Annotated in this window: 13 protein-coding genes; 6 read left to right on the top strand and 7 right to left on the bottom strand. The window is 60.4% G+C overall.

Features of this window, described 5'->3' with window-relative positions; genetic code table 11:
- Window positions 1–8 precede the first annotated feature (8 nt).
- Genes FPZ52_RS14680 through FPZ52_RS14695 form a run of 4 tightly spaced genes read left to right on the top strand, consistent with a single transcriptional unit; the run spans window position 9 to window position 3,311 of the window.
- On the top strand, window positions 9–929 hold the full coding sequence (locus FPZ52_RS14680; RefSeq protein WP_146366356.1) for a branched-chain amino acid ABC transporter permease: 921 nt from the start codon (window positions 9–11) through the stop codon (window positions 927–929).
- A gap of 8 nt (window positions 930–937) precedes the next feature.
- Window positions 938–1,876, top strand: coding sequence for a branched-chain amino acid ABC transporter permease (locus tag FPZ52_RS14685; protein WP_146366439.1), 939 nt, complete (start codon window positions 938–940; stop codon window positions 1,874–1,876).
- On the top strand, window positions 1,873–2,619 hold the full coding sequence (locus FPZ52_RS14690; protein WP_146366357.1) for an ABC transporter ATP-binding protein: 747 nt from the start codon (window positions 1,873–1,875) through the stop codon (window positions 2,617–2,619). The genes FPZ52_RS14685 and FPZ52_RS14690 overlap by 4 nt, the downstream gene beginning before the upstream one ends.
- Complete coding sequence (locus FPZ52_RS14695) at window positions 2,619–3,311, top strand: ABC transporter ATP-binding protein (protein WP_146366358.1); 693 nt, start codon at window positions 2,619–2,621, stop codon at window positions 3,309–3,311. Before FPZ52_RS14690 ends, FPZ52_RS14695 begins: the two co-directional genes overlap by 1 nt.
- Window positions 3,312–3,350: 39 nt before the next feature.
- Here FPZ52_RS14695 and FPZ52_RS14700 read toward each other — a convergent pair whose 3' ends face one another.
- Window positions 3,351–4,853, bottom strand: a complete 1,503-nt coding sequence (locus FPZ52_RS14700) for a CoA-acylating methylmalonate-semialdehyde dehydrogenase (protein ID WP_146366359.1) — start codon at window positions 4,851–4,853, stop codon at window positions 3,351–3,353.
- 251 nt (window positions 4,854–5,104) lie between these two features.
- Between FPZ52_RS14700 and hemP the strand changes: the two genes are divergently transcribed.
- Window positions 5,105–5,245 carry a hemin uptake protein HemP gene (gene hemP / locus FPZ52_RS14705; protein WP_240804494.1) on the top strand — a complete coding sequence of 47 codons (141 nt, stop codon included), beginning with the start codon at window positions 5,105–5,107 and terminating at the stop codon, window positions 5,243–5,245.
- A gap of 48 nt (window positions 5,246–5,293) precedes the next feature.
- Here the strand turns inward: hemP and FPZ52_RS14710 are convergent, their stop codons facing one another.
- The 5 genes from FPZ52_RS14710 to aceE form a co-directional block, all read right to left on the bottom strand.
- Complete coding sequence (locus tag FPZ52_RS14710; protein ID WP_240804475.1) at window positions 5,294–6,307, bottom strand: aldose epimerase family protein; 1,014 nt, start codon at window positions 6,305–6,307, stop codon at window positions 5,294–5,296.
- A 26-nt stretch (window positions 6,308–6,333) separates the two neighbouring features.
- The gene (locus tag FPZ52_RS14715) at window positions 6,334–7,161 is read right to left on the bottom strand and encodes a 2-dehydro-3-deoxygalactonokinase (protein ID WP_146366361.1); all 828 of its coding nucleotides are present in this window, start codon (window positions 7,159–7,161) and stop codon (window positions 6,334–6,336) included.
- A 113-nt stretch (window positions 7,162–7,274) separates the two neighbouring features.
- Window positions 7,275–9,038 carry a dihydrolipoyl dehydrogenase gene (gene lpdA / locus FPZ52_RS14720; protein ID WP_146366362.1) on the bottom strand — a complete coding sequence of 588 codons (1,764 nt, stop codon included), beginning with the start codon at window positions 9,036–9,038 and terminating at the stop codon, window positions 7,275–7,277.
- 12 nt (window positions 9,039–9,050) lie between these two features.
- Entirely contained in the window at window positions 9,051–10,328 is a 1,278-nt protein-coding gene (gene aceF / locus FPZ52_RS14725) for a dihydrolipoyllysine-residue acetyltransferase (protein ID WP_146366363.1), read from the bottom strand.
- 24 nt (window positions 10,329–10,352) lie between these two features.
- The gene (gene aceE / locus FPZ52_RS14730) at window positions 10,353–13,013 is read right to left on the bottom strand and encodes a pyruvate dehydrogenase (acetyl-transferring), homodimeric type (RefSeq protein ID WP_146366364.1); all 2,661 of its coding nucleotides are present in this window, start codon (window positions 13,011–13,013) and stop codon (window positions 10,353–10,355) included.
- 305 nt (window positions 13,014–13,318) lie between these two features.
- On the opposite strand from aceE, the gene FPZ52_RS14735 reads away from it, so the two are divergent.
- Window positions 13,319–13,591: an Lrp/AsnC ligand binding domain-containing protein gene (locus FPZ52_RS14735; RefSeq protein WP_146366365.1), complete on the top strand. Its 273-nt coding sequence runs from the start codon at window positions 13,319–13,321 to the stop codon at window positions 13,589–13,591.
- Window positions 13,592–13,668: 77 nt separating this feature from the next.
- Here FPZ52_RS14735 and FPZ52_RS14740 read toward each other — a convergent pair whose 3' ends face one another.
- A complete protein-coding gene (locus tag FPZ52_RS14740; protein WP_146366366.1) occupies window positions 13,669–15,759 on the bottom strand; it encodes a TRAP transporter permease in 2,091 nt (696 codons plus the stop codon).
- Window positions 15,760–15,817 lie beyond the last annotated feature (58 nt).

The following is a 15,817-nucleotide window of genomic DNA, read 5'->3' on the forward strand; positions in this document are numbered from 1 at the left end:
CACCGCCGATGACCAATCTGTTCCTGTTACAAGTGCTGAACGGTGTTCAGCTGGGTATCCTGCTGTTTCTGATTTCCGCGGGTTTGACGCTCGTGTTCGGAATCATGGATTTCGTGAACCTCGCCCATGGTGCGCTCTACATGATCGGGGCGTATCTGCTGGCAAGCTTCAGCGCGGTAACCGGCAGCTACGGCGCGGGGCTATTGCTGGCGCTGCCGGCGATCCTGGTCGTTGGGTTAATGCTGGAAAGGTTGGTGTTTCGAAGACTTTATGAGAGGTCGCATCTGGATCAGGTTCTCGCCACATTTGGGCTGATCCTGATCATCACGGAAGGGGTGGAGATCATCTGGGGGCCCTCCCCTCTGACCGCGCCGATGCCTGCAATCCTGTCAGGGTCGATCCCGCTGATTGGCCCGCTGAAATACCCTGTTTACCGCCTGGCTGTCATCGCCGTTGGGCTTCTGGTTGCTCTGGGTCTGTATCTGTTGATCCGCCATACCCGCATCGGCATGCGGTTGCGGGCGGGCGCGACGAACCGACCGATGCTGTCGGCGCTTGGTGTCGATGTAAACCGCCTGTTCACCTTCGTTTTCGGCTTCGGCGCGTTGCTGGCAGGCTTGGCCGGCGCGCTGGTCGCACCGATCCTGTCGGTCGATAGCGGGATGGGTGAAAGCGTGCTGATCCTCGCCTTCGTCGTCATCGTGATCGGCGGCATCGGGTCCGTCAAAGGCGCATTCGTCGCTGCGCTGATGGTCGGGCTGATCGACACTCTGGGCCGCAGCTTCGGCCCGATCCTGCTGCGCGCTATCTTGGACCCAGCCGCCGCTTCGCAAGCCGGGCGCACCCTTGCCCCGATGCTGGTCTATTTCCTTATGGCCGCCGTTCTGGTCTGGCGTCCATCCGGTCTGTTCGGACGGGCGCAATCGTGACCCACGCTATGGAAGCCCGCAGCAAGGTTGCGCTCGTCCTGTTCGCCGCCTTCGCAACAGTGCCTGTGCTTGCCGCGCTGCTGGACGATCCGTTCCTGCTGGTCATCGCCACGCGCATGCTGGCCTTTGCCATCGCCGCGATGGCGCTGGATCTGATCCTTGGCTTCGGCGCGATGGTGTCCTTCGGCCACGCCGCCTATCTGGGGTTCGGCGCCTATGCCGTTGCGATCCTCAGCCGGTTCGGGATCACCGACCTGTTCGCGCATCTGGCGCTGGGGGTGACCTTGTCGGCCCTGTTCGCCCTGCCCACCGGCGCGCTGTCGCTGCGCACACGCGGTGTCTATTTCATCATGATCACGCTGGCCTTCGGGCAGATGGCGTATTTCTTCTTCGTGTCGCTGTCGGCCCTCGGCGGCGACGACGGGGTGACGTTGCCCATGCGGTCCACCCTGTTCGGGCAGCCCGTACTGGAAAACGACCTGACGCTGTTCTGTGTCGCGCTGGGGCTGCTCATTGCCCTTTATGCGCTGTGCAGCGCCATTGTCGGATCGCGTTTCGGGCGCGTCCTGACCGGCACCCGCGAGAATATCACCAGGATGGAAGCCATCGGCTTTTCTCCTTTTCGCTATCAGTTGACGGCCTATGTCATTTCCGGATGCATCACATCTGTCGCGGGTGTCTTGCTGGCCAACCAGGCCGAATTCGTTTCCCCCGCCTTCATGAACTGGCATCGCTCGGGCGAATTGATCGTCATGGTCGTTCTGGGTGGCATCGGCACACTGACAGGCGCGATTGGCGGTGCGGTGATTGCACTTCTTCTGGAAGAATGGTTCGGCATGCTGACCGACCACTGGCCGCTGCTGTTCGGGCTGGTGCTGGTGCTGGTTGTGCTGTTTTCCCCCGGAGGTCTGACGGGTGCCTTGCGCAAACTGCGGAGAGGCCAATGACCGCGCTGTCAGTTCGAAACCTGCGCAAGTCCTTCGGCGCCCTGCAGGTCACCGATGACGTAAATCTCGACGTGACCGAAGGCAGCTTGCACGCGCTGATCGGACCCAACGGCGCGGGCAAGACCACGCTGATCCACCAGCTTTGCGGCCAACTTGGCCCCGACGATGGGACAGTTTCGTTTTTCGGCACCGACGTCACCGATCTGGACATGCCGCACCGCGCACGGCTGGGGCTGGCACGGTCGTTCCAGATCACCTCGGTTCTGCCCCGCTTCACGGTTCGCGACAACGTGGCCCTGGCGGTGCAGGCGCGATCCGGATCGAGCTTTCGCTTCTTTCGTCCCGCCAAGCACGAACGCGCACTGAATGATCAATCCATGGCGGCGCTGACGGATGTTGGCCTGACCGACCGTGCAAACGACCTGGCCGGCGCGTTATCGCATGGCGAGCAGAGGCAGTTGGAAATCGCCATCGCACTCGCCACCCGACCCCGCATGCTTTTACTGGACGAACCCCTGGCAGGCACAGGGCCCGAGGAGGCCGACGCCCTGGTTGACCTGCTGCTGAAGTTGAAAGGACAACTCAGCATCCTTCTGGTCGAACATGACATGAACGCGGTGTTTGCCCTGGCCGACAAGATTTCCGTGCTGGTCTATGGCCGCCTGATCGCCACCGGACCGGGCGCGGATATCCGCCGAAACCGAGAGGTGCGCGAGGCCTATCTGGGCGAGGATGCGTCCTGATGCTGACCGTCACCGATCTGCACACCGCCTACGGCGACAGCCGCGTCCTGTTTGGTGTCGATCTGCACGTGGGCGCGGGCGAGGTTGCAACGCTTCTGGGCCGCAACGGGATGGGCAAGACGACAACCATCCATTCGATCTTCGGCCTGATCCCGGTGCAAAAAGGTGCCGTCTCGCTTGGCGGCATCCGATTGTCCGGCACGCCGTCCCATCGACGGGCAGCAGCGGGGCTTGGACTGGTGCCGGAGGGGCGCCAGGTTTTTCCGACGCTGACCGTGCACGAGAACCTGGTCGCGACTGCGCGACCCGAATCCGGCGGCTGGACTTCCGAGCGCATCTACGACCTGTTTCCCGGACTTGCCGCGCGGCGTGACAATTTCGGAAACCAGCTATCTGGCGGCGAACAGCAAATGCTTGCCATCGGACGGGCACTGATGACCAATCCCCGGCTGCTGGTGCTGGATGAGGCCACGGAGGGACTTGCCCCTCTCATCCGTCAAACCATTTGGGACTGCCTGTCCCTGCTGAAATCGCAAGGGCAGTCCATTCTCGTGATCGACAAGAATGTGGATGCGCTGACGCGCATCGCCGACCGGCATCACGTTCTGGAAAAGGGAAAAGTGGTCTGGCAGGGCACGAATGCCGCGTTTCTGGCCGCAAACGACATCCGCGAACGTTACCTGCACCTGTAAGGAAAGGGCCACCGAAACGTTCCGGCGGCCCGTGTCGGATCAACCCAGCGTCGGCATGACGAATTCAGGGTCCGTCCGCATACCCGTGGGCCAGCGTGTCGTCGTCGTCTTCATGCGGGTATAGAAGCGAACGCCTTCCATTCCGTGCATGTGGTGGTCACCGAACAACGACGCTTTCCAGCCGCCGAAGCTGTAGAATGCCATCGGAACGGGAATAGGAACGTTCACACCGACCATGCCGACTTCGATATCCTGGCTGAAGTTGCGCGCCACGTCACCGTCACGCGTGAAGACCGATACCCCGTTGGCATAGCTGTGATCATGGATCAGATCGACCGCATCCTGATAACTGTCCCGGCGCACCATCGACAGGACCGGCCCGAAAATCTCGTCCTTCCAGATGGTCATATCGGGCGTGACATTGTCTATCAGCGTGCCGCCGATGTAATAGCCGTCCTCGTAACCCTGCCGGTCCATCCTGAACCCGCGCCCGTCAACCACGACCTTCGCACCTTCGGATTCGCCCTTGTCGATATAGCCCGTCACCTTTTCCAGATGCTGCCGGGTGACGAGCGGACCCATGTCGGAACTTCTGTCGGCTGCGGGGCCGATCTTCAGCGCCTCGATCTTGGGAATCAGCTTTTCGACCAGGGCGTCTGCAACTGCATCCGTCACCGGAACCGCAACTGAAATGGCCATGCAGCGTTCACCGGCAGACCCATATGCCGCGCCCATCAATGCGCCCGCGGCCATGTCCAGATCAGCATCCGGCATGATGACCATGTGGTTCTTCGCGCCACCCAGCGCCTGAACACGCTTGCCGTTGGCCGTGCCGGTCTGATGGATGTATTGTGCAATCGGGGTTGATCCGACGAACGACACCGCCTTGACGTCCGGATGGTCAAGCAGCGCATCGACGGCAACTTTGTCCCCCTGGACGACGTTGAAAACACCCTCGGGCAGGCCCGCCTCCGCCAGCCATTCGCCCAACAGAATGGAGGCGGACGGATCACGCTCGGATGGCTTCAGAATGAAGGTGTTTCCACAGGCAATCGCGACGGGGAACATCCACATCGGCACCATCGCCGGAAAGTTGAACGGAGTGATACCCGCGACCACGCCAAGCGATTGGCGGATCATATGCGTATCGACACCAGTGCCGACATTCTCGGAGAACTCGCCCTTCAGGAAAGTCGGCGCGGCGGTGGCAAATTCCACAACTTCCAGCCCGCGCGTAACCTCGCCTAGCGCATCATCATGTGTTTTGCCGTGTTCGCGGCTGATCGCCTCGGCCAGTTCATCGGCCCGCTCCCAAAGGATGGACTTGAACTTGTCGAGGACGCGCGCACGCCGCAACGCCGGTGTCTTCGACCATTCCGGCCACGCGGCTTTCGCGGCGGCGACCACCTGGCCAACCTCTTCGACCGAGGCTAACGCGACCTGCGTTTCGCTTGCGCCCGTAGCAGGGTTGAAGACTGGCTGCTGACGCCCCGAAGTACCCGCAACCTTTGTATTGTTGATGAAATGCCCGATCTCGGCCATCTGAAAACCTCCACCTAATGTCGGACGCAGAAAACCATGAAAGGTTTCTGCATAGCAATCCAAATGAAAGGAAACCCGATATGCGAATTTGCATATCGCGCCAAAAGTAACAAAGCAAAATAATCAGGATTGAAATACCTAATTAAATCGCTAAACTATACAGAGCGTCACAGACAGGCGCTGGAATCGAAAACCGACAGGACGAGACATCACCAATGAACGCCTATTCAAATGTTCCGCCCCTCGCCACCATGCCCCACGCCACGCAATCGCTGCCGGTATTCGACGCGCGCGATCTGACCCAGGACGGCACACAAGCCAATATCCTGCTGGACGATCAGGTCTATGTGTTGCGCATCACCCGAGCCGGCAAGCTGATCCTGACAAAATGATCGAGGACGCATCTCGCGTCCTCGCCCCGGCTTGCAAGCGACCACTCGTTACCGGCTGAAGGTATAAGTGGTCACCTGTTCGTAACGCTCGCCTTCGCGCAGAACGATTGACGGGAAGTCTGGCTTGTTCGGCGCGTCGGGCCAGCACTGGGCCTCCATTGCCAGTCCGCAATAGGGGCCGTATTCCTCACCCGCATGGTTCTTGGCCTTGCCCGGTGCCTGCCGCTTCGCGTCATAAACCTGAAGCCCGGGTTCGGTTGACGCCATATCCATGGATATGCCCGAGGTGCCCGTCAGACGTGCAATAGGCGTGACGGCCCGCTTACCATCGGCCAGGCAGAAATTCGTGTCATAGTGCGGGTCATCACCCGGCGACAGAGCGCGCCCGTCACGCAAGTCGAATCCGGTTCCCTCCACATCGCGCAACTCGCCCGTCACCATTGCGTCGTCATCCGCAACGCAGTACCGATCGGCCGCGATCCGCAGCGTGTGCCCGGCATAGCTGGGCGTGCCATCCATATTCCAATAGCTGTGATTGGCAAAGTTGACCCATGTTGTCTTATCCGTTGTCGCCGACACGGTCATCGACAGCCGGGTGCCGTCCAGGGCGAACCGCGCCCGGACGTCTCGATTGCCGGGAAAGCCACCGTCGCCATCTGACAGCTTCAGCGTGAACTCGACCTCGGTCTCGCTGCGCTCGGCAATGGTCCAGATCTTCGCGGATGTCGACGCCTTGCCACTGTGCAACGTGATGCGCCTGTCCTGATTTGGATCGAAGCTGTAGCTTTGTCCGCTCAATTCAGCCTTTGCGCCCGAAATCCGGTTCACCACAGGCCCGACCAAAGCACCGAAATAGGCCATTCCGTCTAGGTAGGGCGCAAGATCATTCGCCCCAAGGGTCAGCGAATACGGCACATCCTTCAGGCGAACATCCTGCAATATCGCTCCGCGCGTCAGCATCGCGACGGTCAGTTCTCCATTTGACAGCACCACGCGATCCACACGGTTTCCGTCCTGATCGCTTCCGAACTCATACACGCCCGGTGACATTTCCAGTCCCATCAGCCCTATCCCCTAAGTATCTAATGTTATGATGTTTTCATCGAACGTCGCGCCGCGGCAAGGCCCGCGCAAATCGCCGTTTCCGCGTCGGTCTGTATCGGCGCAACACCCTGTCGTTCCAATGCCGCGACATAATCCGCCTGACGCGGCCCGTCCGCGATGACCGCAACCTGCCGGCCAAGCCAGAACGGGCGGGCCGCGCCCAGTTCCATCCCGATGAACGCACCACGAAGTCGCGCGTTCATCGCGCTTCCGTCCAACATGCCCATCTGCGCCATGGTCGTCCATTCCGACACGCGCCCTGCCACACGTTCGGGGCGAGCCAAGCCCTCGTCGACCGCATCCAGAAACTGCCCACCGTGATCGCACTCTTTGTCCAACTTGGTAACGCCAAGCTGCATCCTGCCGGTTGCGAAGGTCTGGAAGCTTACCACCTCGCCGGCAGACACCTGAACCCAGCTGGTGGTGTCACCCGCCAGGCAAATGACCCCCTCGTAGTCGTCTGCCAGCCCCAGAAACCCGGCCAGAGACGCCGCCTGTGCGTCCAACCTTCCGAAAGGCTGCTCCTGTATCAACGAGGGGAGCACTGACACATTTTCGATCCCGTCAACATGCAATAGCCCAGACGCAAGGGGTTTCACCGGCACTTGGAGCAGCGCGGGGCGATCCATCAGCCAGCCCGCGCCGGCGAGAACAACCTCTGTTTGCCCGGCCGAGCATGCGCGCAGTATCTCGTCGAAGCTCAATTCCGTCGCATCGATGGTCCTGCGGGTTTTCGTGATGCTGCCCTGCATGGTGCGAACCCGCAAACACCCGTCCGCCAGATCAGCCGCGATCCAGTCCGGGTCAGCCATGGTGCCCGATCGTCCATTTGTCTGATAAATGAATCATGTGCCGACCATAGGGGCATTGCCCGAACAGTTCCAGCGGCATTCCCGCCCCCATCCGTGACGGGGGCGGAAGCGTTTTACTTGCGCTTCTTCGGCGGCATCAGGTCGGTGATCGTGCCCTCATACATCTCCGCCGCGAAGTTGATCGTCTCCGACAGGGTCGGGTGCGGATGAATGGTATGACCCAGATCGATCGCGTCCGCGCCCATTTCGATGGCGAGCGCCGCTTCGGCGATCAACTCGCCCGCATTCGTGCCCACCATCGCCGCGCCGATGACGCGGTCGTCTTCGGTATCAAAAATGACCTTGGTCATCCCCTCGGTTCGGCCATTGGTCAGCGCACGGCCCGAGGCTTTCCACGGGATGACGCCCTTGCCGACCTTGTAGCCTTGTTCCTTGGCTTGGGCCTCCGTCAGACCACACCATGCGACCTCGGGGTCGGTGTAGGCAACTGACGGGATCACGCGCGCATCGAATGCCCGTTTTTCACCGGCTGCAACTTCTGCCGCGACCTTGCCTTCATGCACGGCCTTGTGAGCAAGCATCGGTTGCCCGACAACATCCCCAATCGCGAAAATATGCGGGATGTTCGTGCGTTGCTGGTGATCGACCTCGATGAAGCCGCGATCGGTAACGGCAACGCCTGCCTTTTCGGCGTCGACCAGCTTGCCATTCGGCTTACGCCCGACAGCGACCAGAACCTTGTCGAAAATGGCGGCAGAGTTTTCGCCCTTTTCATCCTCGAACGTTACTTTCAGCCCGTTCTTCTGGGCTTTGACATCCGTGACCTTGGTCTTGAGCAGGATATTTTCGTACCGGCCTTCGATCCGGGTCATCAGCGGTTTGACGATATCTTTGTCGGCACCCGGAATGATCTGGTCCATCAGTTCGACAACTGTCACCTTGGACCCAAGCGCATCATAGACACAGGCCATTTCCAGACCGATGATGCCACCGCCCAGAACCAGCAATTTTCCGGGCACGTCGGTCAATTCCAGCGCGCCGGTGGAATCGATCACACGATCATCGTCATGAGGAACGAATGGCAGCGTGACCGGCTCGGACCCCGCCGCAATAACGCATTGATCGAAGCTGACCTTGGTTATGCCCTCATCGCCTTCAACGGTGATCATGTTGGTGCCAGAAAACTTGCCATAGCCGTTGACGACCGTGACCTTGCGGGCCTTGGCCAGCCCCTGCAGACCACCGGTCAATTGACCGACGACGCTGTCTTTCCAGCCGCGTAGCTTGTCCAGGTCGACCTTCGGCTTGGTGAAGGTGATGCCGTGCTCACCCATTTCCTCGGCCTCGGTGATGACCTTGGCCGCGTGCAGCAGTGCCTTGGACGGGATACAGCCCACATTCAGGCAGACTCCGCCCAAAGTGGGACTGCGTTCGATCAGCACAACCTTCTTGCCAAGATCGGCCGCGCGGAAGGCCGCCGAATAGCCGCCGGGACCGGAGCCCAGAACCACGACCTCGCCATGCACATCGCCCTGTTCATAGGATTTGGGCAGAGGCGCCATGGATTTGCGCGACGGCTCCGACGCCTCTTCCTTGGCATCGGATCTGGGCGATTGCTCGGGCTCTTCGCCGCCGTCATCCCCCGCATCATCGCTTTCCAGCACAACGATCAGCGTACCTTCGGACACGTTGTCGCCTTCGGAGACCTTGATCTCCTTGACCGTGCCAGCCGCAGGGCTGGGCACTTCCATCGTGGCCTTGTCGGATTCCAGCTCGATCAGCGGGTCTTCCTTCGCGACGGTGTCACCCACCGAGACGAGGACGCCGACGACGGGAACTTCGTCGAAATCGCCTATATCGGGAACTTTTACATCCATCGGATCACCCCCTTACCACATCAGCCGGCGCACATCGCCGAGCAGGAATTTCAGGGTTGCACAGAAGCGAGCGGCCAGCGCCCCGTCCACCGCACGGTGATCATAGCTTAGGCTGAGCGGCAGCATGTTGCGCGGCACGAACTGCTCGCCATCCCAAACCGGCGCCATCTTGGACCGCGTCAGGCCAAGGATCGCAACTTCAGGTGCATTCACGATGGGCGTGAAGCTGGTGCCTCCGATGCCCCCAAGCGAGGAAATGGTGAAGGTCGCGCCCTGCATATCGCCGCCCTTCAACTCGCCCGCACGGGCTTTTGCCGACAGATCGCCGAGTTCCTTGGAAATCTCGACGATTCCCTTGCGGTCGGCATCCTTGATGACCGGCACGACCAGACCCTGCGGCGTATCCGCCGCAAAGCCGATATTGTAGAAGTTCTTCTTGATCAGCTTGTCGCCGTCGGGATGCACGGAACTGTTCAGCTCCCAATGTTCCTTCAGCGCGGACACACTGGCCTTGATGACGAAGGACAGAAGCGTCACACGGTAGCCGTCTTCCTTGGCCTTGGTGTCCATCTCCTTGCGGTACTTGTCCAGATCGGTGATGTCGGCTTCTTCGTTATGCGTGACCGCCGGGATGTTCAGCCAGGACCGGTGCAGCGCGGGGCCGGAGATTTTCTTGATCCGGCTCATCTCCACGTCTTCCACAGGGCCAAACTTCGAGAAATCCACCTTCGGGATCGGCGGGATCCCCATGCCGCCCGACGCCGCGCCACCAGCAGCAGCCGGACCCGATTGCGACTTGAGGAATTTGGTCACATCCTCGCGCAGGATGCGCCCCTTGCGGCCCGTGCCGTTCACTTCGTTCAGGTCGATGTCGAGATTGCGAGCAAAAGCGCGCACGGATGGCGACGCGTGCACCTTGCCGAAGCCTTTATCCGTGACGGACGCCGAAGCGGGCGCTTCCGCTCTGGCGGGCTGTTTGGCGGGTTCTTCTTTCTTCTCGGCTTTCGGTTCTTCTTTGGGCGCCTCCTTCGGAGCGTCGTCACCTGCGCCGGACTCATCACCTTCCAGGATGACGATAAGCGACCCTTCGGACACTGTATCGCCTTCGGAAACCTTGATCTCCTTGACCTTACCGGCTGCCGGGCTGGGCACTTCAAGCGTCGCCTTGTCGGATTCAAGTTCGATCAACGGATCTTCTTCGGCGACGGTATCGCCCACGGACACCAGAATGCTGACCACCGGCACATCATCGAAATCGCCGATATCGGGAACTTTCACATCAATTGTCATATGTCTGTCTCCTCCTGCCCGCGCTTAAACAAGACGCGGGTTCGGCTTGCCGCCGTCGATGTCGTATGCGCTGAGCGCTTTTTGCAGTTCGGCTTTGGTGACGCTGCCGGCTTTATAAAGCTCGACCATGGCCGCCGCCGCGATGTGGTTGGCGTCTACCTCGAAGAAGCGCCGCAGATTTGCACGGCTGTCCGACCGTCCGAAACCATCGGTGCCAAGCGTGGTGAAGGTGCGACCTTCGGGAATGAACGCACGGATCTGTTCGGCGTAGTTCTTCATGTAGTCGGTCGCCGACAAGATCGGGCCGCTCGATCTTTCGAGCTGCTCGGTGACAAACGCCGTCTTCGGGTCATCCAGTGGGTTCAAACGGTTATGACGCAGCACGTCCTGACCATCGCGGGCCAGCTCGTTATAGGACGTTGCCGACCAGATTTCCGCGGATACACCGAAATCTTCCTTCAGCATCTCCGCCGCCTTCATGGCCTGAACCAGAATGGTGCCGGATCCCATCAGCGTGACATGCTTCTTGCCGGGCTTCTTGACCTCCTGCAGGCGGTAAAGTCCTTTCAGGATGTCCTCTTCCACGCCCATCGGCATGTCGGGATGCTGGTAGTTTTCGTTCATCAGCGTCAGGTAGAAGAACACGTCTTCCTGATCCGCGAACATGCGTTGCAGGCCGTTCTGCACGATCACCGCCACCTCGTACTGGAAGGTCGGATCATAGGTGATGCAGTTCGGAATGGTGCTGGCCAGGATGTGGCTATGGCCGTCTTCATGTTGCAGGCCTTCGCCGTTCAACGTCGTCCTTCCGGCGGTGCCGCCCAGCATGAAGCCGCGCGCGCGGCTGTCGCCTGCGGCCCAGGCCAGATCGCCTATCCGCTGGAACCCGAACATCGAGTAGTAGATGTAGAAGGGGATCATCGGAACGCCATGCACGCTGTAGGACGTCGCAGCCGCGATCCAGTCAGCCATGGCGCCGGCTTCGTTGATGCCTTCCTGCAGTACCTGACCGGTTTCCGTTTCCTTGTAGAACAGCATCTGGTCAGCGTCTTCGGGGGTGTATTGCTGCCCCTTCGGGTTGTAGATGCCCACGGACCGGAACAGCCCTTCCATCCCGAAGGTGCGGCTTTCATCCGGCACGATAGGAACCACCTGCTTGCCGATCTTCTTGTCCCGCAGAAGCGTCGTCAGAATACGCACAAAGCCCATGGTCGTGGAGATTTCGCGATCCCCCGTGCCCTTGAGCTGGCTGTCGAACTTGTCAAGCGACGGGATCTCCAGCTTCGGTGCGTCTTTCCAGTGGCGCTTGGGGAATTCTCCGCCGAGTGCCTTGCGCCGATCTGCCAAGTAGGCCTTTTGCGCGTTGTTCAGCTTGACGAAAGGAGCCTTGGGCAGGTCTTCGTCACTGACGGGGATCTGGAAGCGGTCGCGCATCGCGCGAAGCTGTTCTTCGGCGAACTTCTTCTGCTGGTGGGTCGTGTTCTGGCCCTCACCCGCCGTGCCCATGCCATAACCCTTCACGGTCTTGGCAAGAATGCAGGTCGGCTGGTCCTTCACATTGGTCGCATGGTCGAACGCCGCGAAGATCTTTTCGATGTCATGACCGCCGCGACGCAGGAACCAGATTTCCTCGTCGGTCCAGTCTTCAACCAGCGCCGCCGTTTCGGGGTAGCGACCGAAGAAATGCTTGCGAACGTAAGCGCCGTCCTTCGACTTGTAGGTCTGGTAGTCGCCGTCCACCGTTTCCTGCATCAGCTGGCGCAACTTGCCGGTGACGTCTTTTTCCAGCAGATCATCCCAGCCGCGACCCCAGATCAGCTTGACGACTTCCCAGCCGGCACCGCGGAACGCGCCTTCGAGTTCCTGGATGATCTTGGAGTTGCCGCGTACCGGCCCGTCAAGGCGTTGCAGGTTGCAGTTGATGACGAAGATCAGGTTGTCCAATCCTTCGCGCGCGGCAAGACCGATGGCGCCAAGGCTTTCGGGCTCGTCCATCTCGCCATCGCCGAGGAAGCACCAGACCTTGCGGTCACTGGCATCGATCAGGCCACGGTTGTGCATGTATTTCATGAACCGCGCCTGGTAGATCGCCATGAGCGGCCCCAGACCCATCGACACGGTCGGGAACTGCCAGTAATCGGGCATCAGCCAAGGGTGCGGATAGGATGACAGCCCCCCGCCGCCGACCTCTGACCGGAACTGTTCGAGTTGCTCTTCGCTGATCCGGCCTTCCATGAAGGACCGTGCGTAGATGCCGGGAATCACATGCCCCTGGAAAAACACCAGGTCGCCGCCATGGGTCGCGGAACGGGCCCGCCAGAAATGGTTCAGACCAACGTCATACAGCGCCGCCGACGACGCGAAGGACGCGATATGGCCGCCATATTCACTGCTTTCCTTGTTGCGACGAACGACCGTCGCCATGGCGTTCCAGCGATTGATCGTCCGGATACGCCATTCCATGTCCAGATCACCGGGGTAGTCGGGCTGGTCGTCCAGCGGAATGGTGTTCTCATACGGCGTCGTCGCCGAAAAAGGCAGCATCGCGCCCGAAGCCCGTGCTTGTTGCACGGCCTTGTCGAGCAGGAAATGCGCCCGGTCAGGGCCATCCCGTTCGATGACGTCCGCAATGGCATCCATCCATTCGGCGCTCTCGGTGGGATCTAGATCAACCCGATCGGTCATATGTGTTGTTCCCCTCAGTTTCACGGCCACCACGCAGGGGCGACGTTCGCGCCGCGCCACAGGTTCCGTGCCGGTTCACCTTGCACCTGTGCTTATCGCATCGCCACTGATGGCAATCCGTCGAAATGTGCAAAGCTTGGTTCTCCCGTTTCTCCTCCGCCCGCAACGCGGGCTGTAGTCTTCCACCAACTTAACCAAGAAAAGGCAAGATAACGCAACGCATAGCTGTTAAACGATCTGCGCATGGCAGGATTTTGGCAAGCCTCCTGCGCGTTTGCCCTGCCCCGTCGACGGTGATAGCGTGCATGAGCGCACGGATCAGCAAAGGAGCCATCAGCGTGAACAACTGCGTGTTCGTCCAGATCAGTTGCAATCCGGGCAAAACCTATGACGTGGCCAATGAAATCGCCTTGCGGGAAATAGCTTCCGAGATTTATTCCACCAGCGGTGATTTCGACCTTTTGGTGAAAATCTACATTCCCGAGGGCGAGGACACCGGCCTGTTCATCAACGACAACATCGCGACGATTGCAGGGATCGAGCGGACGCGGACCACGCTGACATTCCGCGCTTTCTGATCCCGCGCCAAGCTGCTTCAAACAATTCCGAAGAATGACGAAAGGCCGCCCGGTATCGCTCCGGGCAGCCTTCTGATCTACGATCCGACAAGATCTTCGCCGCGACCCTTCTGAATCAATTGACGGATCATCGCAGGCGCGACCAATCCCAGACCTATGAGCGTCGCGGTCCAGTCAGGCGCCACCAGCAGGATCGCCGCCAAGGCCAGCAGGACCCGCTCGAACGCATAGAGCGGTGCGAACAGCCAGTTCGACAGCGCCGCCGACAGCATCCATATGCCCAGCATCGCACCACCCGTGGCCAGTGTGAATTCCGTCCATGTGAAGCCTTCGGTCACGATCAGCATCGACGGCGAGAAGGCAAAGACGAACGGCACCAGCGCCTTGCCCATCCCCAACCGGAATGCCGTGTTGCCCGCCTTGAACGCATTCGCATTGGCGATCCCCGCCGCGGCATAGGCCGCGAGCGCAACCGGCGGCGTGATATCCGCGAGCACCCCGTAATAGAAGACGAAGAAATGCGCCACGATCGGTTGAACGCCCAGCAGACCGAGGATCGGCGCGGCAACCGCGATCATGATCAGGTAGTTCGCTGTGGTCGGGATACCGCAGCCCATCAACACGCAGACGAGCGCGGTCATGATCAGCGTGAACAGCAAGGTCAGGGTACTGATCGTCATCACCTCGAACGGCAGGAAGGCCAGCCATTCATGGACATTCGTCGCCCAGACCGCCGCAACGCTCGTGACCATATAGGCGATCTTGAAGCCCACTCCCGTCAGCGTCACGACACCAATGATCACACCGACCAACGCAGCGGCTGCTGTTACAGACAGCGAATAGCGCGCGCCAAGGACGAACCCGTCCCAAAGACTGGTCAGCGTGTCCCAGGCGGCGGTTTTCAGATCATGCTTGATCAGGTTCTGTATGATCAGAACCAGAATACAGCTCGTGATCCCCCAGAACGCCGCAAGGTAAGGTGTCTTGCCGCTCAGCAGGATCGCAACCAGAACGAAAAGCGGCAAGGTGTTCAGCCAGCCCGCCTTGAACACTGTCCATGCAACCGGCAGTTCGTCTTTCGTCAGACCACGCAGGCCGCGGCGGCGCGCTTCCAGGTGCACCTGTACCAGTACGCCGAAGAAGTGCATGAAGGCCGGCACCAACGCAGCCGTCAGGATCGTGGTCAGCGGAACACCGAGATATTCGATCATCAGGAACGCAACGGCCCCCATGACCGGCGGAGTGATCTGACCACCGGTTGATGATGCGGCCTCGACCGCCGCTGCAAAGTGGCGCGGATAGCCAATGCGGACCATCGCGGGGATCGTCAGCGCCCCGGTCGTCACGGTGTTGGCGATCGACGAACCGGAGATCGAGCCGAGCATCGCCGACGACAGTACCGATACCTTGGCCGGACCACCCGCGTAGCGGCCGGCCAGCGCCGAGGCCAGATCGATGAACAGCTGCCCCAACCCGATCCGCGTGGCCAGAACACCGAACAGGACAAAGTGGAACACATAGGTCGAAATCACTCCGAGCGCCGTGCCGTAGATGCCCTGACTCGTCAGATACAAGTGGTTGACGATGTTGCTCCAGCTCGCGCCGGGATGCGTCAGGACGCCGGGCATGTTCTGCCCGAAATAGGCATAGGCCAGGAACAGGCAGGAGATGATCGGCAAAGGCCAGCCCATCGCGCGGCGGGTGGCTTCCAGCAGCACGACGATCAGGATCGTTCCCATGACGATGTCGATGGGCAACGGATTCCCGACCCGGAAGGCCAGATCGTTGAATATCCACGGAACATATAACGCCGCGACAACGCCGCCGATGAGCAGCGCCCAGTCCCAGACCGGCAAGCCAAGAGGAGTCAGCGCGCTGTTATGCGCTTCTTTCGGGCGACCCCAAGCGGCGAAGGACAGGAAGGTCAGGCCCAGCGTGAACGCAAGGTGCAACCCGCGATGCGTGGTCGCACGCGGAATACCGAAGCCAGCGGTGTAATAGTGGTAACAGGCCAGAAAGAACAGCAAGCCACCTGTCAGCCAAGCCAGCTGAGGGGTCAGAGGCCGGAACCGCATTTCGGGATCGAATTGTTCCTCGATCTCCTTCATCTGCTCTTCGGTCAGCTCGGACTCGAAATGTGCCGCCTTCTTTTGCTCTTCTTGCGCCATCACGCTACCCGCCCCTGTTGAATCGGGACGGGGGCCAGCCGCTCACGGACCAGCCCCC

Source organism: Qingshengfaniella alkalisoli, from assembly GCF_007855645.1.
In the GTDB taxonomy this organism is placed as follows: Bacteria; Pseudomonadota; Alphaproteobacteria; order Rhodobacterales; family Rhodobacteraceae; genus Qingshengfaniella; species Qingshengfaniella alkalisoli.